This window comes from Microbulbifer sp. (genome assembly GCF_051659245.1).
In the GTDB taxonomy this organism is placed as follows: domain Bacteria; phylum Pseudomonadota; class Gammaproteobacteria; order Pseudomonadales; family Cellvibrionaceae; genus Microbulbifer.
Window position 1 is genome coordinate 1 of sequence record NZ_JBOFOC010000152.1, and the last position, 22,772, is coordinate 22,772.

Here is a 22,772-nt window from a genome sequence, read left to right on the forward strand (position 1 = left end):
TGGTACTAAATAGTGATACCAGCGGGCCGCTAAGCGGCCAGATGCAAGGCGCACTTGCGCCGGCGTAGTCATTCTACGTCAAGCAAGTGCAACGCCGCAGATGGCTGCTTAGCGGCCCGCCCGAAGGGAGCCCCCCAGATTGCCCACAGCCGCGTTGCAGCTCTTGAAAATGGAATGACCATTCCCTGCGAGCTGCGCCTAACTGTGGACAACCTGGGGGGCTCTGGTATCACTATTTAGTACCATACAGGACACTCGGGCGGCATTGAGCCGCCTTTTTGTTTCTATTTGAGTTGTTCTGCCGGGAAGGCCGATCGTGGCCGGTTTCGTCGGGTGTTGATCAAATAACATGCTGTCTGGTTAGATAATATGCTGTATGATGCGCCAGAGAGTGAACGTTGCGTTTCTCGAGGTGACGAAAGAGAATAGGCGTCAATACTTGATAAATATAGTCAATCGTTGAAGTTGACTCACAAGGTTGTTCATGTCCGCAGTAAAACAAGCCTTTATCTCTATTGGTGCAGTCGTTGGGCGGCGTAAGTCTTTGCCGCGCAGCACCCTGGCTTCCGCCGCTGTCGTCGGTGGCTGGCTGCTGCTCAACCTGGCGGCCTACGGTGCACTGGTGGTTCCCGACAATAGCGAGGAGTCGCTGTTGGCCCGGCGTAGTGTGCAGGCATCCGCTGTCGGCCGGGTGGAATCCCTGCCCAATACTCCTTTCTTCGGCCGGGCCCCGGTGAAGGCCACCACCCAGCAGCCGGAAGTGGATCTGGCCAATATCCCCATCACCCAGCTCAACCTGGTGCTGTCGGGAGTACTCAACAACAGTGCCAAGGACAAGGCCAGTGCCCTGGTGGCGGAAAAGGGCAAACCGGCCCAGCGCGTCTATATCGGTGACAGTCTGCCCGGGGGGGCGGAACTTTACTCCGTGGCGGTGGACCATATTGTGCTACGGCGCAACGGCAAAATGGAAAAGCTGACCTATCCGGATGAGGATGGGCGGCCCAGCGTTCCCATGCGACAGATTGCCAACTATGCCCGCCAGGCAGTGGAAGCCAGTGCGAGCAGCGCCGCCAGCAGCTCGGAGAAGCAGCAGTCCATCCGCGAGCGCCTGGAGGAACTGCGCGAGCTGGCTCGGGAGCGACGGGCCGCCCGCAGAAACTGATCGCCAGATTGCCAAGACCATTTTTTTTTCAGACTTACAAAATAAAGAGCCAGATAAATAATGATGAGGATGTTCTATCGACGGCTGTTCGCAGTCAGCCTGGGTTTGTTGATATCGACTTCAATACTGGCTCAACCCCCGGAAGGGGAAGTATTGGCGCGGGGTCCGGAAGGCGCAGTGTCGCCCCGAGGCCCGGAAAGGGTAACCCTGTCCCTGGACAACGCCGATATCCGCGACCTGATCAACTGGGCGGCGGATTTCACCGGCAAGAACATCATTGTGCACCCCAATGTGAAGGGCAAGGTCACCGTCGTTGCCGGCGACCCCATGTCCCATCAAGAGGCCTTTGAAGTCTTTATGTCCGTGCTCCAAGTCAACGGTTTCAGCCTGGTGGAGCAGGGGGGGGCCTGGAAAGTGGTGCCGGATGCCCTGGCCAAGCAACAGGCAATTCCGGTAGTGAGCGACGAGGTCCGCGCACCGGCGGAGTCCCTGGTGGTGCGCACCGTGCGGGTGGAGAACATCTCTGCGGCCCAACTGATTGCCATGCTGCGCCCGTTGATTCCGCAAACCGGCCACCTGGCGGCCTACGCCGACACCAACACCCTGATCATCGCCGACCGCGCCGCGAACATCGACCAGATAGTGCGCCTGGTCAAACAGCTGGATCGCGCCGGCGCCATCGAGATTGAACTGGTGCCGCTGCAGTTCGCCTCCGCCAAGGAAGTAAAGCAGGTGCTGGGTGAACTGCTGCAGTCCGGCGGCAAGAACAGCGCAGGCAGTGAGGTACAGCCCCTGCGCATCGCCGTGGACGAGCGCTCCAACAGTGTGCTGCTCACCGGCGACCCGGTGACCCGCCAGCAGCTTAAAAGCGTGATCGCCCGCCTCGATCAGCCGCTGGACGGCGAGGGCAACACCGCGGTGGTCTATGTGCAATATGCCGATGCAGAGGCTCTGAAACCCATTCTCGAGGGCATGAGCGGCAGTATCCAGAAGACCGAGAAGGATCAGCAGGTTGCGAATGTCGAAGTGAGTATCCAGGTCAACGAGGCTCTCAACGCGCTGATACTCACCGCGCCGCCGTCGCTGCTGGAAACCATGAAAGGGGTGATCGCCAAGCTGGACGTGCGTCGCGCACAGGTGTTGATAGAGGCGATTATCGTCGAGGTGACCGAGGGTACCGGCAACGAACTGGGTATCAGCTGGATCGCCGGCGCCAACGAAAATGTGGTGGCTGGCTGGAACAACAACGCCGCCACTCGAGCTCTCAATGAGGATGGTGAAGTGGTCGAAACCTTGAACCCCTTCTCCCTGCCGCTGTCCAGCCTGGCCGGCGCCGGTGCCCTGCACCTGGGTTATTTGAGCGGCACCGATATCCGCGCCGCGATCAATGCCGTTGCCTCGGAGAGCAACGCCAATATCCTCTCCACGCCAACCATCATGGCGCTGGACAACGAGGAGGCGGAGATACTGGTGGGCCAGAACGTGCCCTTCGTTACCGGTGAGCAACTGCTCTCCGGCAGCAGCCGTGACCCCTTTACCACCATTCAGCGCGAGGATATCGGCACCGAGCTCAAGGTGACGCCGCGGGTGAACAACAACAATTCCGTGACCCTGGAAATCGAGCAGAAGGTGGAGAACGTGCTGCCCAGCAGTGAGGGAGCGGTGGATATCGTGACCAGCAAACGGGAGATCCGCACCAAGGTGCTGGTCGATGACGGCGCCATACTGGTGCTCGGCGGCCTGATCGAGGACCAGGTCAACGAGTCGGTATCCAAGGTGCCGCTGCTGGGGGATATCCCGGGTATCGGCCGGCTGTTTCGCAATAACAGAAAAGATGTCACCAAGACCAACCTGATGGTGTTCATACGCCCGAAGATCCTCACCACCCAGATCGCCGGCTACGAAGAGACCCGCAAGCGCTACCTGGACCTGCAGGAGAAACAGATTCATCTGAAGGACAGGACCAGCCTGATCTGGGACTGGCACCGCGGCGACGTGTTGCCGGACCTGTTGCCGCCCACCGGTGGCTACGACGGCATGGGGGTGAAGCCGGACGGCGAGACGCCGGTGGAAGTTATCGAGGCAGAGGTGATAGAGGCGGAAAAATGACGGCCAGCGCGGAAGTGACAACCCGGGCAGTAAAGCGGTTGCCCTATGCCTTCGCCAAGCGCCACCGTGTGCTGCTGCTCGACGTGGACGGCGGTGCCCGCTGCCAGTATGTCGCGCCACTGAACCCGTCGGTACTGGCGGAGGTCCAGCGTCTCTGTGGCCGCCCGGTGGGTATCGAGGCGGTGGAGGAGGGGACCTTCCAGGCCGCTCTGCAGAGCCTCTACGAAAACCGTGAGGGCGGCAACCTCTCCGATGTCGAGAGCCTGGGCGACGACCTGGATCTGGCCGCGGTGGCCGACTCCCTGCCGGAGACCGAAGACCTGCTGGAGCAGGAAGACGATGCCCCCATCGTCAAACTGATCAACGCCATCTTTGCCGAGTCCCTCAAACAGGGAGCCTCGGATATCCATATCGAGACCTTCGAGAAGCGCCTGGTGGTGCGTTTTCGCGTGGACGGCGTGCTGCGCGAAGTGCTGCAGCCGCGCCGCGCGCTGGCGCCGCTGCTGGTGTCCCGTATCAAGGTAATGGCCAAGCTGGACATCGCCGAGAAGCGCGTACCCCAGGACGGCCGTATCTCCCTGCTGATGGCCGGGCGCGAGGTGGACGTGCGCGTCTCCACCATGCCGTCCTCCGCCGGCGAGCGGGTGGTGATGCGCCTGCTGGACAAGCAGGCGGGCAAGATGGACATGGGCAAGCTGGGCATGGCGGACCGCGACCTGAAGGTGATCACCGAACTGCTGGGACGCCCCCACGGCATCCTGCTGGTTACCGGCCCCACCGGCTCCGGCAAGACCACCACCCTCTATGCCGGCCTCGCCAGCATCAACAACCGGGAAAAGAACATCCTCACCGTTGAGGACCCGGTGGAGTACAACCTGGAGGGCGTCGGCCAGACCCAGGTCAACACCAAGGCGGATATGACCTTCGCCCGCGGGCTGCGCGCGATACTGCGCCAGGACCCGGACGTGGTGATGGTGGGGGAGATCCGCGACCTGGAGACCATGCAGATCGCCATTCAAGCCAGCCTGACCGGCCACCTGGTGCTCTCCACCCTGCACACCAACACCGCCCTGGGCGCGGTGACCCGTCTGGTGGACATGGGCATTGAACCTTTCCTGCTATCCTCCAGTCTGATCGGCGTCCTGGCCCAGCGCCTGGTGCGGGTGCTCTGCCCGAAGTGCAGGCAGCCCCACACTGCCGACGCCTCCGAGTGTCGTCTGCTGGGGGTGGAGGAGGCGGTGATCTACCGTCCCGCCGGCTGCGAGCACTGTAGCCACAGCGGTTATGTGGGTCGGGTGGGTATCTATGAACTGGTACCCGTCAACGATGTCATCCGCCAGCTGATCCACGACCGCGCCTCCGAGAGCAAGTTGGTCACGGAAGCGCGCAAGGTGGCCTCCAGCATTCGCGAGGACGGTGTGGCGAAGGTATTGGCGGGGGTTACTTCGCTGGAGGAGGTGGTGCGTGTTACGCAGGAGTCATAAATAATGCGGAATGCGGAATGCGGAATGCGGAATGTGGAACGTAGGAGCCTGCTTACAGGCAAATTTCTCCGGGAGTTTTAATCGTGGCCGCCTTCCAATACACCGCCCTTACCGATTCCGGCCGCAAGAACCGCGGCACTCTCGAGGCCGACAGTCCCCGCGCGGCGCGCCAGCAATTGCGTGCCAAGGGACTGGTGCCGCTGGAAGTGGCCCCGGCGACGGAGAGCGCCGGAGAGAGCGGCGGCAGCCTTTTTGCCGGCAGCCCGGGCCTCAGTATCAAACACCTGGCGCTGCTCACCCGCCAGATCGCCACACTGCTGCGCGCCGGTATTCCTCTGGAGGAGACCCTCGGCGCCATCGCCAACCAGAGCCGCAACCACAAGATCCGCCGTATCGTGCTCGCGGTGCGCGGCAAGGTGCTGGAAGGGCACAGTTTCGCCCAGGCCCTAGGCAGCTTTCCCCGTGCCTTCCCCAAGCTGTACCGCGCCACAGTGGAAGCGGGAGAACACTCGGGTCATCTTGACGAGGTGCTGGAGCGCCTCGGCGACTACACGGAAAACCAGCAGAAGTTCCGCCAGAAAGTGCAGTTGGCGCTGATCTACCCGGTGGTGCTGGTATTCATCTGTGTCCTGGTGGTGACCGGCCTGATGGTCTATGTGGTGCCGGATGTGATCGAGGTGTTTACCGGCACCGGCCAGGTATTGCCCCTGCCCACTCGCATACTGGTGGCGGTAAGCGATTTTATTTCCGCCTGGGGCTGGCTGGTGCCCCCCGCGCTGGCGGCTCTGGTGGCGTTGGTCATCTTCGTGCTGCGCCGGCCGGCGGCCCGCTACCGTTTTCACCACCGGCTGCTGGAACTGCCGCTGATCGGCTGGCTGGTACGGGGTGGCCAGAGCGCCCGCTATGTGGGTACCCTGGCGATTCTCACCGGCAGCAGCGTGCCCCTGGTGCAGGCGATGGGCATCGCCAGCGGAGTGATGAGCAACGATTTTCTCAAGGAGCGCTTGCAGGCGGCGCAGAAATCTGTACGCGAAGGTGGCAGTTTGCGCCGCGCGCTGGAAGACGTGGAGTATTTCCCGCCCATGATGATCTATATGATCGCCAGCGGTGAATCCTCGGGCACCCTGGATGAAATGCTCCGCCGCGCTGCGGAATCCCAGGAGCAGGATCTGCAGGGGGCGGTTACCGCGTTTGTCAGTCTGTTCGAACCGGCCATGCTGCTGCTGATGGCCGGGATCGTTCTGTTTATTGTGATGGCGATCATGATGCCCATCATGAGCATGAATCAACTGGTTGTGTAAAAGCCTGTTTACAGGTACAGGTACAGGTAAAGGGAGCGAGAGAAAATGAGAAATTTACGCAAAAGCGGCGGCTTTACGCTGATCGAGATCATGGTGGTAATTGTGATTCTCGGGGTGCTCGGCGCCCTGGTGGTGCCCAACGTGCTGGGACGCACCGGCGAGGCGCGGATGAAGGCCGCAGTGGTGGACCTGCGTGCCATTGAGACTGCGCTGGATATGTACCGCATGGATAACTTCGTGTACCCCAGCTCCGACCAGGGCCTGCAGGCACTGGTGACCAAACCCTCCGGCTTTCCAGAGGCGAAAAACTGGAACGAGCCCTATTTGAAAAAGGCTCCGAAGGACCCCTGGGGCAATGAATACCAGTACATCAGCCCCGGCAGCACCGGCCCCTACGATCTGTACAGCCTGGGAGCCGACGGCAAGCCCGGTGGTGAGGGTGAGGCGGCGGATCTATCGCTCGCTGATCTTTGAGTTTGACCGGGATGGCGTGCCGGCTTGAAGTTGGGGGGCTTGAACCGCTCCCCGGACAGATCGGGACTCGGGGCTCGGGACTCCGGGAGAAGGTCCGGGACTCGGGACTCGGGGCGCGACGCGTGAACTTTATGCCTTTGATGGACCGTGTCCGCGCTCCCGAGTCCCGGGTCCCGGGTCCCGGGTCCCGTCAATCCGGCTTTACCCTGATCGAGATTCTGGTCGTCATCGTTATCATCGCCACCCTGGCGGGGATGGCTGTGCTGTCCCTGGGCGGGGCCGGCAACCGCAACTGGACCGGCGAGGTCCAGCGCCTGGCCAGCCTGTTACAGCTGGTGGCGGACCGGGCCTTGATCGACAAGGCGCACTACGGGGTGATGCTGGAGAGTGACGGTTACAATGTGGTGCGTTTCGATGCCGCGGCCATGAAGTGGCAGGCTCTGGACACCGAGTCCGCGGGCCGCAGCGCCGCGCGCTTCGCCTCCCATCAACTGCCGGAAAATATCCGCCTGGAAGTGCTGGAGGAAGCCCAGATACCCGGCGCCGAATCCAAGGAGTTCGCCGCTGAGCGAAAAGAGGAGGAGGAACAATTACCCCAGTTCGTGGCGCTTTCCAGCGGTGAAATCCTCCCGGTGGAGCTGGCCATGTTCCTGCTCAGTGACGGCGACATCAGCCGCGGCGCGTCGATTTCCTATACCAGCCTGACGGGACTGAAGGTGGAGTGGCAGGTGGAATGATGGAAATGCGGAATGCGGAATGCGGAATGCGGAATGGTGTCCGGAGCGGGAGGAGCATCAGCCGATGCCCGGTGGAAAGCTGTCTGCGACCTCCTGCTGCCGCGGATTGCGAGCCGTTCGATTCCGCATTCCGCATTCATGAAGTATGTCCCTGCACTTCACCCCTTCGGGGTCGCCTTCGGCGATGCCAATCGGCAATCCTGCCGGTTGGTCCGCATTCCGCATTCAAACAATCCGGTTTCACCCTGGTAGAAGTCCTGGTCGCCCTGGTGATCTTCGGCGTAATCGCCGCCAGCGTGCTGAAAACCATGCAGGGCAGTGTGCGCCAGCAGGCAGCCATGGAGGAGCGCCTGGCCGCCAGCTGGGTGGCGCAGGAAGTGCTGGCTGAGATTCGCGTGCGCAGCCCATGGCCGCCGGTGGGGGAGAAAACCGAACGGGTGCCACTGGGTGGGCGCGAGTGGCAGGTGACCGCCTCCGTGGAGGACACCCGCGAGGAGCGCATGCGCCATATCATCGTGGAAGTGGCGCGGCCGGACGGCGAGTATCCGGTGTTCACCCTGGATGCCTGGGCGGCGGAGGGGGGGCGGAATGGTGAATGATTCCGCACTCAAAGATCAGTCCGGCTTCACCCTGATCGAGATCATGGTTGTGCTGGTACTGGTCTCCATCATCAGTATCGGCTCCTACGCTCTGCTGGACACCTTCAACGCCACCGACCGGGCACTGGAGGGGCGTGCGGAGGAACTGAGGCGGCTGTCCATGGCTTTCTACCGCATCGACGATGACCTCCGCCAACTCACGGTACGGCCGGTCAAGAATGCCTATACGGGCTACGAGCCGGCCCTGCGGGGCGATGCGGACGAAATCGAGTTCACCCGCCTGGGCGCGGCCAATCTCACCGGCGAACCCCGCGGTGAGTTGCAGCGTGTGAGCTACTCCCTCGGTTATCTGGAGGAGGAGCCCGGCGGAAACGACCTCGAGGAGGACAGCGGCGGGCTGTTCCTGCGCAGTCGCTGGCGGGTGCTGGACCGGGCTCCCGACTCGGAGCCGGTGGCGGAACCATTGCTTGCCGGCGTCGATGCGCTGACCCTGCGCTATTACGACCCGGATACCGAAACCTGGCTGTCCCAATGGCCGCCGGCATCCTCGCAAACTTCCGCCGGACAACTGGACACCCGTTTGCCCCAGGCTCTCGAACTGGTGCTGATGACCCGCACCGGCGGCGAGTTGCGCCGGGTCTTTCCCCTATCCAGCCCTCCCGCTAAAGACGCCGGCCAGCGCGGGGAAGTCCCGTGAATACTGCCGGGCCAAGACAACAGCGCGGCGTTGCACTGATCACCGTGCTGCTGGTGATGGTCATCGCGATCGCCGCGGTAACCCATGCCATACTGCGCAACCGCATCGCCCTGTCGCGCACCGGTATGTTGCTGGCCAACACACAGCTGGCGGAGTTCGTCGGCGGCGCCGAAGCCTGGGCCCGGGTGGCCCTGGAGCGGGACTGGGAAGCGGACAAGGAGGCTGGTAACCGGGCGGAGAATCCATCTGCCGACCACGCCGGCGAGGCCTGGGCGCAGAAAGCGTTGGAATTCAATCCGGACAATGGAAAGATCCGGATTCAGATCAAAGACTTACATTCATGTTTTAATGTGAATAATCTCACCGCGGGTGGCTCGAGAGGTGGCTCGGGCAGACAGGGGGGTGGGCAAAACGAGATTTTCGAGCGCCTCGTGCGCAATGTCAGCGGCAAGCCGGAGCTGGCCAGGGCGATCGTGGATTGGCTGGACGCCGACGATACCCCCCGGGCCCCGGGCACCGAGGACGATGGCTACCTGGGGCTGGATGTGGCCCACCGCACCCCGGATACGCAGATCACCGATGTGTCCGAACTGGCCGCGGTGCAGGGGATGGAGGTGGAGGACTGGCAGAAATTGCGTCCCTTCCTGTGCGCCCTCCCCGAAACGGACACCAAAATCAATGTGAACTTCGCGCCGGCGGAATTGATCGAGGCGGTGCAGCCGGAGGCCAACGCTGAGGAGATTGTTCGCCAGCGGGAATCGGATACGGTTTTCAGCGATTATGCCCAGTTGGCCAGTTACGGTGTGGCCAGCGGCTCGGGACTGGTTTTCGAGAGCAGCTACTTTCTCGCTCGGATCGCGGTGCAGTTGGGGGATAGCGGAGACTACCGCCAGTACTGGGAGACCACCTTGAAAGTCGACCAGGGCAAAGGCAGGGCAGAGGTTTTGCACCGCCAGCGGCGCAGCTTCTCCACCGGCCAGATGCAGGAGTTACTGCAGGATTCTTCCGAATCTGCGAATGATAAATCAAGAAAAATCAAGTAGTTATGGCGGATAATTTGAGTTCTGAATCAAAAGATGCGGCGCCGGTACGGCAACTGATGTTGCTGCGTTTGCAGGAGGATGAAAGCGGCCTCGGCCTCCTCTGCTGGTGCAGCGATGGCTGGCGCCCTGTGGCCCTGGACGACAGCTTTGCGCGTGCCTTTGACCCGGACCGCGAGCCGCGGGAAAACCCGGAAGGCGCGATCCAGCTCGATTTTCCCGAGAGCGCCCGCGCGCTGCTGCTTCTCCCCGGCAACTGGGTGTGGAGTGGCGTGGAGGCGATTCCCAAAGCCGCTCGCCGCCAGAGCAGCGCAGTTGGGTACATGGTGGAGGAGCGGTTGGCCGAGGATGTGGAGGACCTGCACTTCCTGTGCCGGCCCCTCAGCGGGGAGCAGTGCAGTGTGTACGCCGTCGCCAGGGATAAGATGGATGCGCTGCACAGCCAGTTGGAGCGCCTGCAATGGCCGGTGGTAGCGGTTGTACCAGAGTACCAGTTGCTGGAACCGCTGAACCGGGATATCGCCCTGTGGATCGATGGCAACCAGGCGCATATCTGGCACAGAGCCGGGTACGGCCTCACCGTTCACCGCCAGCATCTGCAGCCGCTGTTGGCTCACCTGGCGGACGTCGGGGACAGTGAAGATGACGGGGATGAGAGTGCTGAGAGTGCGGCACCCGAGCTGCAACTGCTCGGTGCCGGCGGGGATGACGCCCTGGTCGTGGCGGAGCTGGAGTCCCTGTTTGGCGAGCGCCTGCAGCGCACCGAGCGGGCGGCGGAGGAGGAACTGCTGGCCTGCGCCAGGCCCGATCGCCTGGCCAATCTGCTGAGCGGTGATTACCACTTGGACGACGGCGGCGATGAGCGCGACTGGTGGTACAAACCTGCGATTGCGGCGGTGGCCTGCTTTGCGCTCCAACTGGTGCTGTATCTGGCCGCCGGCGGCTACTATCAATGGCGCGCGGGCGGCGCGGAGAGTGAGGTGCGGGCGTTGTTCGGGGAACTCTTTCCACGGGACCGGCCCAGCGCGGATATCCGCCGTCAGATCGAGGGCTACCTCAACCAGGCCGCCGCCGGCAGCAGCAGCTTCGGGCGCCAGATGCAACTGCTGAGCAGCGTCTGGAACCAGCACAAGGGCGGCGAACTCAAGCTGCAGTCCCTACGCTTCGACGGCAACCGCGGGGAAATGGTGTTGCAGTTGCAGGCCCCCAACCTGACCGACCTGGACACCCTGGTGGGGCGTCTGTCCGATAGCGAATACAAGGCGGAACTGCTGGCGGCCAACGAACTCGAGAAGGGTGTGGCCGGGCGCATCCGGCTACGGTAGGGTGCGCCGCGCGCACCGCCACAAAAATTGACGTACATGACATGATATGAAAGAACAAATCGAACAATGGCGACAGAAATGGCAGGCGCTGCCCACCAACGACCAGCGTGCCCTGGGCCTGCTCTCGCTGTTTCTCGGCGGGATGTTTGTGGTCTATGGCCTGTTTATGCCCGCCAAAAACTTCTTCGACAGCGCCAGGGCCGAGGCGGAGAAATCGCGCCAACTGGTGCAGTGGATCGAGACCCAGCGCCCGGTACTGGAGCGCCTGGATACCGGCTCCATGGGCACACCGGCGGAGTCCCGGGGCACCCTGTTGCAGCGGGTCACCGCCGCCGCGGAACAACACAAGATTACCATCAGGCGCTTTGAGCCGGAGGGAGAAGGGCGCATCCGGCTGTGGATAGAGCAGGCCCGCTACCAGGACCTGCAGCCCTGGCTCAACAACCTGATACAGCAGCGCTTTACCATTCGCACCGTCAACCTGGACGCGTTGCCCCAGGAGGGAATGGTGTCCGCGCGCCTGACCCTGGAGGGGTGATCAATCGTCGGTCTTTAGTAGCTTAAGGCTATTTTTCGATAATTCTGTGGTTGAAATATAAAGTTTTTTCGATTTTATAGTTTTATTGAGGCGAAAAATCGCTGCTATATTGCTACTTTTTTGTACTTTTGATGGGTTACCAAGTATGAAGCGAACAGGGTGGTCCGACGGAAGTGGCACTTAAACCCCTATACTTTGGGAAAGTGACGAAATGGATGCCACAATGCTGTTTAAAGATACCGTCACAAACCACTTGGTCGAAGTGGCCGACATAGTCACCCTGGCGAATCCCTACGAGCTGACCGTTGTGGGCCGCTATCTCTGGGGCGAGGAGGTGCAGGATCCGGAGGTCTTCGACAAGACCCAGCTCAGCTTCCTGTCCGGAGAAGCGCTGCCGCTCTGCTGGTATGACAGCCGCTATCGCGACCGGGAAGTCCGGCGACTGCGCTGCGGCACCCGGGCAGAGGACGGGGATTACTACCAGGGAGCCTGATCCGTGACCAGTTGCCGGTGATGATAGCCATTGGGTGCCACTGTTAACTGACCACCGATCGCTGTAGAATCCGCGCCAATTTTCCAGGCGGGCGGTTTCATGTCATTCGAGCAGTTTGAAGAATACTCCCTCTGGTTCGGTGTCGGCGGACTCATCCTTTTTATGGTCTTCATCGTGTGGAGCCTGGCCAAGGAATCCAAGGCCGGACGCTTTGGTACCTTTATTTTGTTTATCGCCCTGGGCCTGGGTCTGCTCGGATTCCTTATAAAAACAGTCCTGGTAGAGATACTGGGTATTGGTTAGCGGATATGCCGTTATTTGACCGTCCCGAACTGAAAGTCCAGAAAGACCGTCGCGTATGCCGGAACACGGACATGCGGGTCGCCAAGTACACCCGCCGCGGCTTGCTGCTGTCCCTGCTCGCTTTTGCCATCGCCACCGCCCTGGGGGATCTCCGCTCGGAGGCGCCGCAGCTTGTTTTGGTCCTGGGTATCGGGCTGGTGCTGATGACCCTGGTGCGGGGCTACTATGTCTTTCGCTTCGCCGGTCTCTATGCCGCCGGGCCCAACCGATGGCGCCAGCGCTATTTCCTCTCCTCCACCTTGGGGGCCCTGTGGTGGGGGATAATCCTGCTCTGCCACGTGTGGCTGGTAGGCTTTGCCCCGGAAACCCACTTCCTCTGGCTGTACACGGTGATCTTCTGTTCCAGCGTCGCCACCGTTTTCGCTCCCTACCACCGTTTTCTCGCCTGGTTTATCTCCGCCTCCCTGTTACCCGCCGCTGTCGCGGCTTTCCTGTCGGGAGATATTCTCGGCACCATCTACGGCGCGGCGACCTTTATTTTCGTGTGGTTGACGGCACATCAGGGGCGGCGGGAATCGGAGAACTACTGGGACCGCATCGCGGCCATGTACGAGTTGCAGCAGCGTGCCAGTCACCTGGTCGCGGCGAGCAAGCACTCGGAGGCGGCGGTAGCGCTGACCAATGAATTTATCACCAATATCGGCCAGGAATTCCGCAGCCAGGTGGCGGACTCCATGGATGCGCTGACCCTGCTGGAAGAGGAGCCGCTGACCAGGCGCCAGCACGAACTGATCCAACTGGCGAAGAGAACCGGCGGCCAGCAATTGAAGCTGGTGGACAATGTGGGGCTTTTCGCTCGTGTCGCGCGCCAGGATATCCACCTGCGCCAGGGGCCTTTCAACCTGGTCAAGGCAATCGAGAAATCCTTCAAGTTTGCGGCCGACACCGCGCACCAGCAGCATCTGGAACTGAACTTCCAGATTGACGACAACCTGCCGGTCATGGTCACCGGTGACAACCGCAGAACCGGCCAGTTGATCCGCAACCTGGTGGATTCAGCCAACATAATTGCCCACCGGGGTGAGCTCTGGGGACAGGTAAGCTTCGAGTACATCAACAGTGCCGAGGGACAGTTGACCATCCAACTGCGCGATTCCGGCGAAGGGGAAATACTGCCGGAGGAAAGCGAGCTTTTCGGCGCCTTCTCCCGCCTGGATAGCACCCAGGTGACCACCGGCCTGGGTCTGTCCATCGCCAAGGGCTTGGCGGAGATCATGGGCGGCTATATGCAGCTCTATTCCTCCGACGAGGGCAATCGCTATCAAGTGGCGATGAAATTCGCCATAGAACCCAACCAGCGCACCTACCTTACTCCCGACCGCCGACTGCAGGACCACGAAGTGGTGCTCCTGCACCAGGGAGGGCTGTTTGTTGCCGGCCTTGTCCAGGTGCTGAACTCCTTCGGAATGGAGGTGGCCAGCCACCACTGGTCGGACGCCAACCGCAAGGCCGCGGAGGAGTCCCTGCGACAGGCACTCAACTACGGGCGCCTGATATTGCTGGTGCCAGCCATGGGCGACCGGCAATTGCTGGCGGACGTCAGCGCTATCCTCACCGATGAGAGCGAAAGCCAATCGCCGCTGTTGTGTCTCGGGGGCGATGGCCACGAGAGCGACTTTGCCCCCCTGCAGCAGGCGCTGCCCGCCCCGCAGTATCTGCCGCGGCCGGTAACCCGCAAGGAGCTGCACAATGCGTTGATCGAGCGCCTCTTCGGCGGCACCAAGAAGGTCAGCCGGCGCATTGCCTCTCGCGGTGGCGAGCGACCGCGACAGAGATCCCTGCTGCTGATCGAGGAGACTCACCAGCACGGAGTCGCCGAAGAGATGTTGCGGGCGCTGGGCCACCGGGTGGAGGTGGCCTCCTCGATAAATGAGGCCCTGGAGCGCCTGCCGGAGGGCAATTACGACCTGCTGTTGGTGGACTGCCAGCAGAACACCGAGCACAGTGCACAGATTATCGAGAGCCTGCGTCGCTGGGAGGCGGATAACACCCCCGGTGACCGCCTGCCGATTGTCGCCCTGACCAGCACCACCCAGGAGCAGTTCGAGAGTCGCTGCCTGGCGGCGGGTATGGACAGCTACCTCACCAAGCCGTTGGACCGGGACAGCCTGCGCGAGACATTGGAGCGCTGGCTCGGGGGCGTGTGATTCACACGCCGCGTACAGCGTTTCCCATTGATCACTCATCGCCGATTTCCGGCACCACAATCGTATCGTCACTGGCGGCGGGCACCGAGCATATGGACCATGTGAAACCCAGCTCCCCTACGCGTTGCACGCGGGAGCGATCAGCGCCCAGGGTTTTGTCCTCCTGGGGTTCCTGCTGTTGTAGGAGCGGTGGAGCGGCCATCCGCCCCTCCGCTCCTACATGGTGCTTACTGGCTTAAAACTGGTAACTGATTCCCAGCCGCGCCTGCCACAGGGAAGCATCGGAAACCCGGGCCTGGCCCGCCGGGTCGAGAAACTCTTCGAACACGTAGCGCCCTTCCTCATCCATGCTGGCGGATACCGCGGCCTGGTAGTAGGGGAAGCCGCCCTGGTACATCACGCCCCAGTCGTCGTTGAGCAGGTTGCCGAGGTTGGCCACTATAAAGTAGGCCTTGGCGCGGTCGTCCGGGCGGAAGCCCGGCAGTTCCTGGTCGATGCGCAGGTCGAAGCGGGTCCACCAGTCGCTGTTCAGCTCGTTGCGCTCCGCAATACCGCCGCGGTCCAGGTCCTCGGATTCCACCCAGGCGAAGAAGGCCTCGGTATCGAAACCGTCCGCGAATATCACATTCTGATCGTCCTGGCCTTCAGGTACGTACAGCAGGCTGCGGCCGGCCCAGCCCACGCTGTCGCCGAACATGGAGCCGTCGGCAAAGGTGTAGGTATAGGGGCGGCCCTGGTTGGCGGCGCCGAACAGGGTGAAGCGGGTTTCGTAGCCGGAGAAGAATTCCCGTGCATAGTCCAGTTTCAGGGTAAACCGGTGCGGCACCACATAGTTGGAGGTGGCGGTGCCCGGGTTTTCCGGATCGTCCGTGGCCAGGTAGCGGTAATTGGAGAAGGCCACTGAACTGGTCATGGAATTCACGTCTTCCGCATCGGTATAGGCGTAGCCGAGGGCCACATTGAGGCCGAAGTCGAACGCCTTGCTGAGTCCCAGGGACAGCACATTGGAATAGCCGGAATCGCCGCTTACGTTGGTGAGCATAAAGTCCTGGTCGCGGCCGTTGACACTGGCGTAGATCGGCCGGCCGTCGATGGCCGCGCCCACCTGCTCGCGGGAAATGTCGCGGATGATCGCCGCGTCCTTGTAATCGCTGTACAGCCAGTCCGCGGTAACCAGATAGCCGCTCTCGAACTCATAGCTGCCGCCCAGGGCGTACTTCCAGGTGGAGGGAATTTCGAAGTCCGGGTCCTGCAGATTGACGCCGCCGTTGCGGCCTTCGCCCGCGGCCACGGAGTCGTGCAGTTCCTGCGGGATGTCGTAGATGGGGCGGCCGCTGCCGTTCCAGGCCATATCGAATACGGAGCTGCCACTTCTGTTCTGGACTTCTATCTGGGTCACGCCGTCGTTGGAATAGTTGTTGGATATCCATACATTGGGGTTGCCGCCGGAGTAGAGGCCGATGCCGCCATGCACTTCCATATTGCCGTCGATATTCCAGTTGAAACCGAGGCGCGGCTGCAGCAGGTCGATGCCATCCAGGTTCTGCCGGTTGGAAAAGCCGTAGAGTTCCTCGATCAACGGATTTTCCTTGGGCTCGTCGTCGCTTTCGTACCAGTCGTAGCGCAGGCCGCCCACCAGGGTCAGGTCCACGCTGGCGAAGATGTACTCGTCCTGCAGGTAGAGAGTATTGATGTCGTAGCTGAATTCGGCGGCGGCGTCCTCTTTGACGTTGCTGCCGGAGGCGTTCTCGTAGGTGATGCTCGAGGGGATGCCCTGCTCGAAACCCTCGATGCTGTCGAAGCGGTACTCGCCCTCGGCTTCCTGTATAAACATGTTGAACACGTCGAAGGATTCGCGCTCATAGCCGGCCAACAGCTGGTGCTCTCCCAGTTGAAGACTGCCCGCCAGTTTCAGGTTCAGGTTTTCATAGGTGAGCTTGTTGGCGTGGCGCGAATCGTCGGCGCCGAGGAATACCGTGGCGCTGGAGGGGTTGCCGTCGCCATCGTGATCGTTGGCGGTACTGATTTGCACTTCACCGAAGTCGGTGCCGCCCAGGGGCTGCTGACGGTTGTCCAGCTCCGCGTAGCCGATTTTGATCTCAGTGGAGAAAACATCGCTCCAGTCGGAAAACAGCTGGGCCACGTAGGAATTCAGCTCGGCGCCCCGCTCGTAGTAGTGGTTGGATAGCTCCAGGGCACTGGAACCACTGTCTGCCTGGGCAATGGAGTAGCCGTCGTTGTAGTTGTAGGTAAAGGCGGCACGCTGGGTGTCGGAGATATTCCAGTCGATCTTGACCAGAAGCTTTTCGTCCTCTTCCGGAAGGCTGGAGGGCAGGCCGCCGGGCTCGTAGTCGTATACCTCACGGGAGATGCGCAGTATCTCATCCAGTTGCGCCTGGCTCACCCCCTGCACCGGGGTGGCGACGTTGGAGTCGGCGGGGCCGCGGCCGAAGGTGGCCACGCCTTCGAGTTTCTCGTAGGCGGTAAAGAAAAACAGCTTGTCCGGGACAATGGGGCCGCCGAGGGTGACGCCGTAGCGTTTTTCATCGAAGGGCGCGATATCGATGTCATCGCCTTCCAGGGAATCCCCCATAAAGCCGTCGTCGGTATAGTCGTAGAGAAAGGAGCCGTGCCACTCATTGCTGCCGGATTTGGTTACCGCGTTGATATTGCAGGCGCTGAAGCCGCCGTACTGCACATCGAAGGGGGCCAGTTCCACGGCCACCTGCTGGATGGCGTCGTAGGAGAAGGGCATGCGCTCGGTGGGGTAACCGTTGTTGTTGAGGCCGAAGTTATCGTTCATGCGCACGCCGTCGACGGTCAGGCTGTTGAAGCGTGGGCTGTTGCCGCCGCACTGCACTGCGCCGACATTGGCTTCGTCGATGTAAATACGCGGGTCCACGCGCAGCAGGTCCCGGATATCGCGGTTTACCGCCGGGGCGCTTTCCAGGACTCCCAGGTTGAAAGTGGAGGAGGGCCCGAGGGTAGGGGCCTCACCTTCCATTCGGGCCACCACGCTGACTTCCTCCATACTGCCGGTCCCCAGGATAATGGGCAGGGACAGCGGATCTCCCAGGTTCAGGTAGAGCCCATCCATCACCCGTTCGCCCTGGTCGGACTGAACTGTAATGGTATAGGGGCCACCCACACGCAGGCCTTTCAGGTTGAAGCGGCCGGATTCGCTGCTCAGGATTTCGCTGCGGCTGTTGGAGGGGGTATGGACGACGGTAACCCTGGCGTCGTCGACGGGATTGCCATCGGCACCGGTGACGACACCGCGAATGGCGGCGGAAGTTTCCTGTGCAAAGGCCGCGGGCGTCGTGCCCATCGCCGAGACCACCGCTGCGGACAAAAGTGCACGCGGGAAAAAGCAGCGTTTCATGAAGTTCTCCTTGTCTTAAGGTGGCCAAAGAGCAGGGCCATCGGTGTGGTGTGTGATCTGTCGTTTTCCCGGTTCTGCTTCCGGGAATTTGCGCCGGCGCTATTCTCAGGGAGAAAAATGACACAGGGATTAAAGTTCTATTGATATTGTTTGGCGCGGAAGTTTGAGTAGGGAAGGTCGCTGTACTCAGCAGTTGATTCCTGTCTTCAGGTTCAAATTTGTCATAAAGTCCAGATAGGGTAGGTCGGGACGGAGAAATACAATGAGGCACGAAGTGAAACCAGATAGAAATATTTTTGTAAAAGTAATCTTCTGTTTTTCCATGTTACTGACTTCGGTCAATACAATGGCCTGGGGAGAGGACGGCCACCGGGTGGTGGGAGAGGTCGCCTGGGGTTATTTGCGTCCGGAGGTCAGAACCCGGGTGGAAGAGCTGCTGGAGAGTGCCGGGGAGCCGAACCTGGCGGAGGCTACTACCTGGGCGGACCGCATTCGCAGCGACAGCCGCTATGACTGGGCGGCGCCCATGCACTACATCAGCCTGCCGCGCCAGTGGGATGGATATAAGGAAGAGCGCGACTGCCCGCCGGCCGGGTGCATCCTCAAGGCCATTGACCACTTCGGGAAAATACTCGGTGACCCCAGTGCAACGGAAAACGATCGCGCCGAGGCATTGCTGTTCGTCGCCCACTTTGTCGGCGATCTGCACCAGCCGCTGCACACCGGCCTGTCCGAGGATCGCGGCGGCAATGATATAAAAGTCGAGTTCTTCGGTTTTCCCACCAATCTGCACGCGCTCTGGGATGTCTACCTGCCCGCGGGCTTTGTGCGCGACTGGAAGCAATACGCCGAAGAACAGCGGCGGTCAATCGGCGAGCGGGAGCGTAAACAGTGGCTGGACAGCACGCCGGAGGACTGGGCCGCTGAGTCCCAGCGCCTGGTGCACAGCTATGCCTATACCAGCCAGGTTAAATTGGGGGAGGATTACTACCGTCGCAACCGGGAAATTGTCGCGCAGCGCCTGCGCCAGGGCGGTGTGCGCCTGGCGGGTCTGGTCAACCGGGCGCTGGGGCAGCAGTAATCATTGCCGGCCGTAACAATGGTGCGCGCGGCGCACCCTACGATGGGTGGTGGTGCCGAGGCAGTCTCAGTGACAGTACCGCCGCCAGCAGCAGAAATGCCGCCGATATCCACAGGCAGGCTGCCAGTCCGGCCGTCTGGTAGACCCAGCCGGACAGCACTGTCCCCGCCAGCCTTCCCATGGCATTGGCCATATAGTAGAAACCCACATCCATGGACACGCCATCCTCCCGCGCATAGCTGACGATCAGGTAGCTGTGCAGGGAGGAATTGACTGCGAAGAGTGCGCCGAACAGCATCAGCCCCCCGAGCAAACTGGCCGCGGGGTGAATGCCTCCGAGCAGGGCCATTGCGATCAGCGCGGGGACCAGCGCCAGTACTCCGGCCCAGGCAAAAGCGGTTCTGCCGTCCGGCAGTTTTCCCCTGCCGGTAAAGTGCGGAGCCAGGGACTGGACAATGCCGTAGCCGATAATCCAAAGCGCCAGGAAGCCGCCCACTTGCCAGTAATCCCAGCCGAAGCGGCTGGCGAGAAATACCGGCAGCGCCACCACAAACCATACATCCCGCGCGGCGAACAGGAACAGCCGCGCCGCGGACAGCAGGTTGACCGCGCGGCTCTTGGAGAAAATATCGCGGAATTTGCTTTTCGCTTTGGCCTTGCCCAGATCCCTTTTCAGCAGCAGGACGCTCGCCAGCCACACCAGCGCCAGGGCGGCTGCCATTATTCCCACGGCACCCCTGAACCCGAGCAGGGCCAGCAGAGCGCCGCCGAGAAAAAAGCCCACGCCCTTCAGAGCGTTTTTCGATCCGGTGAGTATTGCCACCCATTTGTACAGGGTGCCCTGGGCTTCGGCGGGTACCAGCAGCTTGATGGCACTCTTGGCGCTCATCTTGTTGAGGTCCTTGGCGATGCCGGAGAGCGCCTGGGCGGCCATCACCCAGGGCACCGTCAACAGCGCGGCGGGAATCAGCAGCATGGCGAGGGCGATTACCTGCAGCGCCAGGCCGATATTCATGGTGCGGTTCAACCCCAGCCGTGCGCCCAGCCAGCCGCCCACCAGATTGGTCACCACGCCGAAGAACTCGTAAAAGAGAAACAGCAGGGCGATCTGCAGCGGGCTGTAGCCCAGGTCGTGGAAATAGAGCACCACCAACATGCGCAGGGCGCCGTCGGTGAGGGTGAAGGCCCAGTAGTTGCCGGTGACCAGCAGGTACTGGCGGACTTGGGATGGCAGGGAGGAGAGAGAAAGCATCAGGATCTCGATGACCGATGTAGGAGCGGGCCATGCCCGCGATCAGCAGAGGTTAAGCCCACCGGCTGATCGCGGGCGTGGCCCGCTCCTACAGGGAGATTGATCAAAGGCTTTTACAAATTCCGGTCCATGGAGCCAACCATTCGCGCCAGCTCCGCAGTGCGGTTGGCATAGCCCCACTCGTTGTCGTACCAGGCATAAATTTTTACCTGGGTATCGTTCACCACCATGGTGGACAGGGCATCGATGATACTGGAGCGGGGGTCCGTTTTGTAATCGATGGAAACCAGCGGGCGCTCCTCGTAGCCGAGAATATCCTTCAGCTCAGTTTCCGCTGCGGCTTTCAGAAAGCTGTTGACCTCGTCGACGCTGGTGGCTCGTTCCACTTCGAATACGCAGTCGGTGAGCGAGGCATTGGCCAGGGGCACGCGCACCGCGTGTCCATTCAGCTTGCCCTGCAGTTCGGGAAAAATTGCCGTAATCGCGGTGGCGGAACCGGTGGTGGTGGGGATCAGGCTCATACCGCAGGCGCGGGCCCGGCGCAGATCCCTGTGCGGCGCGTCGAGGATGGTCTGGGTGTTGGTGAGATCGTGAATGGTGGTGATGGAGCCGTGTTTGATCCCCAGTTTTTCGTGGACCACTTTGACAACCGGCGCCAGGCAATTGGTGGTGCAGGAGGCGGCGGTCACGATACGGTGCTGATCCCTGTCGTAAAGCTGGTGATTGACGCCCATGACAATATTGAGCACTTCCGGCTCCTTGACCGGCGCGGAGACCACCACCCGTTTGACACCCTGGTCGAGATAGGCCTGTAGCAGGGCGGTGGACTTCATTTTGCCGGAGGCCTCGATTACCAGGTCGCACCCGGACCAGTCGGTATCGGCGATAGCGGTATTTCCTGAGCAGGCAAGGCGGCGGCCACCGATGTCAATGGTATCGCCGTCGGCCTCGGCGGTGTGCCGCCAGCGGCCGTGCACCGAATCGAAATTCAGCAGGTGCGCCAGGGTTGCCGCATCACCGGCGGGGTCGTTGACCTGCACGAATTCCATCTCTGGCCAGTCCCAGCCTGCGCGCAGGCAGAGGCGGCCGATGCGACCGAAGCCGTTGATGCCCACTTTGATCGTCACAGTGTATCTCCAGAAATTTTCGGGTGTCGAGACATATGAAAAACCTATGTGTCAGGGGTAAATTTTTAGCAGCAGAGACTCGCCCGCTCCGGCCTGTCGCCCATGCGGCATAGACCCCGCAGGTTGTCATCGATAAATGCCCGGTTGGCCTCCAGGGTCTCGTTCAGGACGGACTTGGCCCAGGCGGGCAGGGCGGGATTGATGCGGTAGAAGACCCACTGCCCCTGGCGCCTGTCCTGTAGCAGGCCGCAGCTTCTGAGTTGCGCGAGGTGCCGGGATATCTTCGGCTGGCTCACATCCAGCGCTTCGGTCAGCTCGCAGACGCAGAGTTCGCCTTCTTGGGCGATTAGCAGCAGGCTGCGCAGGCGGGTCTCATCGGCGAGGCATTTGTAGAATTGCAGGGGGTTCATAGGGCGTTTCGGTGACCGTTGGGCTTACATATATGGATGTAATTATATATGGAAAATCAGATATGAAAAGAGCAAGGTATGTCGAAGGGGGGAAGGTTGGCCTTTCGGGGTGTTCGGGCTTGCCGCTTACCGCTATATACGCCAGTATATAACGGACGAGGGGCAGGTCCAGGCCTGCCAGCCAGCGAGGAATGCCCTGTGAAGATTCGCCAGCTAGTGGTCTCATTGTTTTTTGCCGCTGTCAGTCTACAGACATCGGCCGAGGAGTTGATGGTTGCGGTCGCTTCCAATTTCACCGCCGCGATGAAAGAGATAGCGGCGGAATTTGAAAAGACGTCTGGGCACAGGGTGAAGCTGGCTTCCGGCTCCTCCGGCAAGTTCTACGCCCAGATTAAAAACGGTGCGCCCTTCCAGGCATTTTTCTCCGCCGATACCGCCAAGCCGGCTGCACTGGAGACAGCCGGGTTGGCGGTGCCGGGCAGCCGCTTCACCTATGCGGTCGGCAGCCTGGCCCTCTGGTCAGCCGATCCGTCGCTGGTGGACGATCGGGCCTCGGTCTTGAGAGAAGGGCATTTCCGCAAACTGGCGCTCGCCAACCCAAAGCTGGCTCCCTATGGTAAAGCTGCTGTGGAAGTACTGCGGAACCTCGACCTGGAGGAGGCAACCCGCTCCAGGTGGGTGCAGGGCGAAAATATCGCGCAGACCTACCAGTTCGTCGCCACCGGTAATGCGGACCTGGGTTTCGTGGCTCTGTCGCAAATCGTGCGGGGCGGACAGCTTAAAGAGGGTTCTGCCTGGACAGTGCCGGGCGATCTATACAGCCCCATCCGCCAGGATGCGGTGCTTTTGCAAAGGGGCGCCGATAGTAAAGGGGCCGTAGAGTTTCTGCACTTCCTGCGCGGGGACAAGGCCAGGGCGATTATCGAATCCTACGGTTATCGCTTCCCCGAGCCACATTAGGGGTTCTCTGAGATGATGAATCCGCTTCTTGCCGCAGGGTGCGCCGTGCGCACCGTCCCAGGCCCGGCTGCGAGTTTCCGGGCTTTCGGTG

Annotated in this window: 21 protein-coding genes; 16 read left to right on the forward strand and 5 right to left on the reverse strand. The window is 61.4% G+C overall.

What is annotated here, in order from left to right:
- Positions 1-544: 544 nt before the first annotated feature.
- The 14 genes from ACRC0P_RS15180 to ACRC0P_RS15245 all read left to right on the forward strand — a co-directional run bounded on the left by ACRC0P_RS15180 (position 545) and on the right by ACRC0P_RS15245 (position 14,469).
- Positions 545-1,162: a type II secretion system protein N gene (locus ACRC0P_RS15180; RefSeq protein ID WP_438632147.1), complete on the forward strand. Its 618-nt coding sequence runs from the start codon at positions 545-547 to the stop codon at positions 1,160-1,162.
- A gap of 177 nt (positions 1,163-1,339) precedes the next feature.
- Positions 1,340-3,271 carry a type II secretion system secretin GspD gene (gspD, locus tag ACRC0P_RS15185; protein WP_438632148.1) on the forward strand — a complete coding sequence of 644 codons (1,932 nt, stop codon included), beginning with the start codon at positions 1,340-1,342 and terminating at the stop codon, positions 3,269-3,271.
- Positions 3,268-4,755, forward strand: a complete 1,488-nt coding sequence (gspE, locus tag ACRC0P_RS15190) for a type II secretion system ATPase GspE (protein WP_438632149.1) — start codon at positions 3,268-3,270, stop codon at positions 4,753-4,755. The genes gspD and gspE overlap by 4 nt, the downstream gene beginning before the upstream one ends.
- 83 nt (positions 4,756-4,838) lie before the next feature.
- The gene (gene gspF, locus ACRC0P_RS15195) at positions 4,839-6,056 is read left to right on the forward strand and encodes a type II secretion system inner membrane protein GspF (protein WP_438632150.1); all 1,218 of its coding nucleotides are present in this window, start codon (positions 4,839-4,841) and stop codon (positions 6,054-6,056) included.
- Positions 6,057-6,101: 45 nt separating this feature from the next.
- Positions 6,102-6,530 (forward strand): type II secretion system major pseudopilin GspG, encoded by a 429-nt coding sequence (gene gspG / locus ACRC0P_RS15200; RefSeq protein ID WP_438632151.1) that lies wholly within the window; start codon positions 6,102-6,104, stop codon positions 6,528-6,530.
- A gap of 131 nt (positions 6,531-6,661) precedes the next feature.
- Positions 6,662-7,267, forward strand: a complete 606-nt coding sequence (gene gspH, locus ACRC0P_RS15205) for a type II secretion system minor pseudopilin GspH (RefSeq protein WP_438632152.1) — start codon at positions 6,662-6,664, stop codon at positions 7,265-7,267.
- 200 nt (positions 7,268-7,467) lie between these two features.
- Entirely contained in the window at positions 7,468-7,866 is a 399-nt protein-coding gene (gspI, locus tag ACRC0P_RS15210) for a type II secretion system minor pseudopilin GspI (RefSeq protein ID WP_438632167.1), read from the forward strand.
- A complete protein-coding gene (gene gspJ / locus ACRC0P_RS15215) occupies positions 7,856-8,563 on the forward strand; it encodes a type II secretion system minor pseudopilin GspJ (protein ID WP_438632153.1) in 708 nt (235 codons plus the stop codon). Before gspI ends, gspJ begins: the two co-directional genes overlap by 11 nt.
- Positions 8,560-9,606 carry a type II secretion system minor pseudopilin GspK gene (gene gspK / locus ACRC0P_RS15220; RefSeq protein ID WP_438632154.1) on the forward strand — a complete coding sequence of 349 codons (1,047 nt, stop codon included), beginning with the start codon at positions 8,560-8,562 and terminating at the stop codon, positions 9,604-9,606. The genes gspJ and gspK overlap by 4 nt, the downstream gene beginning before the upstream one ends.
- Before the next feature lie 14 nt (positions 9,607-9,620).
- Positions 9,621-10,928 carry a type II secretion system protein GspL gene (gene gspL, locus ACRC0P_RS15225; protein WP_438632155.1) on the forward strand — a complete coding sequence of 436 codons (1,308 nt, stop codon included), beginning with the start codon at positions 9,621-9,623 and terminating at the stop codon, positions 10,926-10,928.
- Between the two features lie 46 nt (positions 10,929-10,974).
- Entirely contained in the window at positions 10,975-11,466 is a 492-nt protein-coding gene (gene gspM / locus ACRC0P_RS15230) for a type II secretion system protein GspM (RefSeq protein ID WP_438632156.1), read from the forward strand.
- Between the two features lie 223 nt (positions 11,467-11,689).
- On the forward strand, positions 11,690-11,959 hold the full coding sequence (locus ACRC0P_RS15235) for an acetyltransferase (protein WP_438632157.1): 270 nt from the start codon (positions 11,690-11,692) through the stop codon (positions 11,957-11,959).
- Between the two features lie 99 nt (positions 11,960-12,058).
- Complete coding sequence (locus tag ACRC0P_RS15240) at positions 12,059-12,262, forward strand: DUF2788 domain-containing protein (protein ID WP_438632158.1); 204 nt, start codon at positions 12,059-12,061, stop codon at positions 12,260-12,262.
- 5 nt (positions 12,263-12,267) lie between these two features.
- Positions 12,268-14,469 carry a response regulator gene (locus tag ACRC0P_RS15245; protein WP_438632159.1) on the forward strand — a complete coding sequence of 734 codons (2,202 nt, stop codon included), beginning with the start codon at positions 12,268-12,270 and terminating at the stop codon, positions 14,467-14,469.
- Positions 14,470-14,500: 31 nt separating this feature from the next.
- Here ACRC0P_RS15245 and ACRC0P_RS15250 read toward each other — a convergent pair whose 3' ends face one another.
- Both ACRC0P_RS15250 and ACRC0P_RS15255 read right to left on the reverse strand, forming a co-directional pair.
- Positions 14,501-14,671 carry a hypothetical protein gene (locus tag ACRC0P_RS15250; protein ID WP_438632160.1) on the reverse strand — a complete coding sequence of 57 codons (171 nt, stop codon included), beginning with the start codon at positions 14,669-14,671 and terminating at the stop codon, positions 14,501-14,503.
- Positions 14,672-14,704: 33 nt separating this feature from the next.
- Positions 14,705-17,851, reverse strand: a complete 3,147-nt coding sequence (locus tag ACRC0P_RS15255) for a TonB-dependent receptor (protein ID WP_438632161.1) — start codon at positions 17,849-17,851, stop codon at positions 14,705-14,707.
- Positions 17,852-18,125: 274 nt separating this feature from the next.
- Here ACRC0P_RS15255 and ACRC0P_RS15260 point away from each other — a divergent pair, with 274 nt between their 5' ends.
- Complete coding sequence (locus ACRC0P_RS15260) at positions 18,126-18,932, forward strand: S1/P1 nuclease (protein ID WP_438632162.1); 807 nt, start codon at positions 18,126-18,128, stop codon at positions 18,930-18,932.
- 37 nt (positions 18,933-18,969) lie between these two features.
- Here ACRC0P_RS15260 and arsJ read toward each other — a convergent pair whose 3' ends face one another.
- The 3 genes from arsJ to ACRC0P_RS15275 all read right to left on the reverse strand — a co-directional run bounded on the left by arsJ (position 18,970) and on the right by ACRC0P_RS15275 (position 21,721).
- Positions 18,970-20,184, reverse strand: a complete 1,215-nt coding sequence (gene arsJ / locus ACRC0P_RS15265) for an organoarsenical effux MFS transporter ArsJ (RefSeq protein WP_438632163.1) — start codon at positions 20,182-20,184, stop codon at positions 18,970-18,972.
- A gap of 113 nt (positions 20,185-20,297) precedes the next feature.
- On the reverse strand, positions 20,298-21,311 hold the full coding sequence (locus ACRC0P_RS15270; RefSeq protein ID WP_438632164.1) for an ArsJ-associated glyceraldehyde-3-phosphate dehydrogenase: 1,014 nt from the start codon (positions 21,309-21,311) through the stop codon (positions 20,298-20,300).
- A gap of 65 nt (positions 21,312-21,376) precedes the next feature.
- Positions 21,377-21,721, reverse strand: coding sequence for a metalloregulator ArsR/SmtB family transcription factor (locus ACRC0P_RS15275; protein WP_438632165.1), 345 nt, complete (start codon positions 21,719-21,721; stop codon positions 21,377-21,379).
- A 198-nt stretch (positions 21,722-21,919) separates the two neighbouring features.
- Between ACRC0P_RS15275 and modA the strand changes: the two genes are divergently transcribed.
- Entirely contained in the window at positions 21,920-22,681 is a 762-nt protein-coding gene (modA, locus tag ACRC0P_RS15280) for a molybdate ABC transporter substrate-binding protein (protein ID WP_438632166.1), read from the forward strand.
- Positions 22,682-22,772: the final 91 nt, after the last annotated feature.

Coding starts and splice junctions, on each gene's coding strand:
- gspH (WP_438632152.1), top strand. CDS start 6,662: ATGCCTTTGATGGACCGTGTCCGCGCTCCCGAGTCCCGGGTCCCGGGT.
- gspM (WP_438632156.1), top strand. CDS start 10,975: ATGAAAGAACAAATCGAACAATGGCGACAGAAATGGCAGGCGCTGCCC.
- ACRC0P_RS15250 (WP_438632160.1), bottom strand. CDS start 14,671: ATGGCCGCTCCACCGCTCCTACAACAGCAGGAACCCCAGGAGGACAAA.
- gspE (WP_438632149.1), top strand. CDS start 3,268: ATGACGGCCAGCGCGGAAGTGACAACCCGGGCAGTAAAGCGGTTGCCC.
- ACRC0P_RS15275 (WP_438632165.1), bottom strand. CDS start 21,721: ATGAACCCCCTGCAATTCTACAAATGCCTCGCCGATGAGACCCGCCTG.
- gspG (WP_438632151.1), top strand. CDS start 6,102: ATGAGAAATTTACGCAAAAGCGGCGGCTTTACGCTGATCGAGATCATG.
- ACRC0P_RS15240 (WP_438632158.1), top strand. CDS start 12,059: ATGTCATTCGAGCAGTTTGAAGAATACTCCCTCTGGTTCGGTGTCGGC.
- gspJ (WP_438632153.1), top strand. CDS start 7,856: ATGGTGAATGATTCCGCACTCAAAGATCAGTCCGGCTTCACCCTGATC.
- ACRC0P_RS15255 (WP_438632161.1), bottom strand. CDS start 17,851: ATGAAACGCTGCTTTTTCCCGCGTGCACTTTTGTCCGCAGCGGTGGTC.
- ACRC0P_RS15245 (WP_438632159.1), top strand. CDS start 12,268: ATGCCGTTATTTGACCGTCCCGAACTGAAAGTCCAGAAAGACCGTCGC.
- ACRC0P_RS15235 (WP_438632157.1), top strand. CDS start 11,690: ATGCTGTTTAAAGATACCGTCACAAACCACTTGGTCGAAGTGGCCGAC.
- arsJ (WP_438632163.1), bottom strand. CDS start 20,184: ATGCTTTCTCTCTCCTCCCTGCCATCCCAAGTCCGCCAGTACCTGCTG.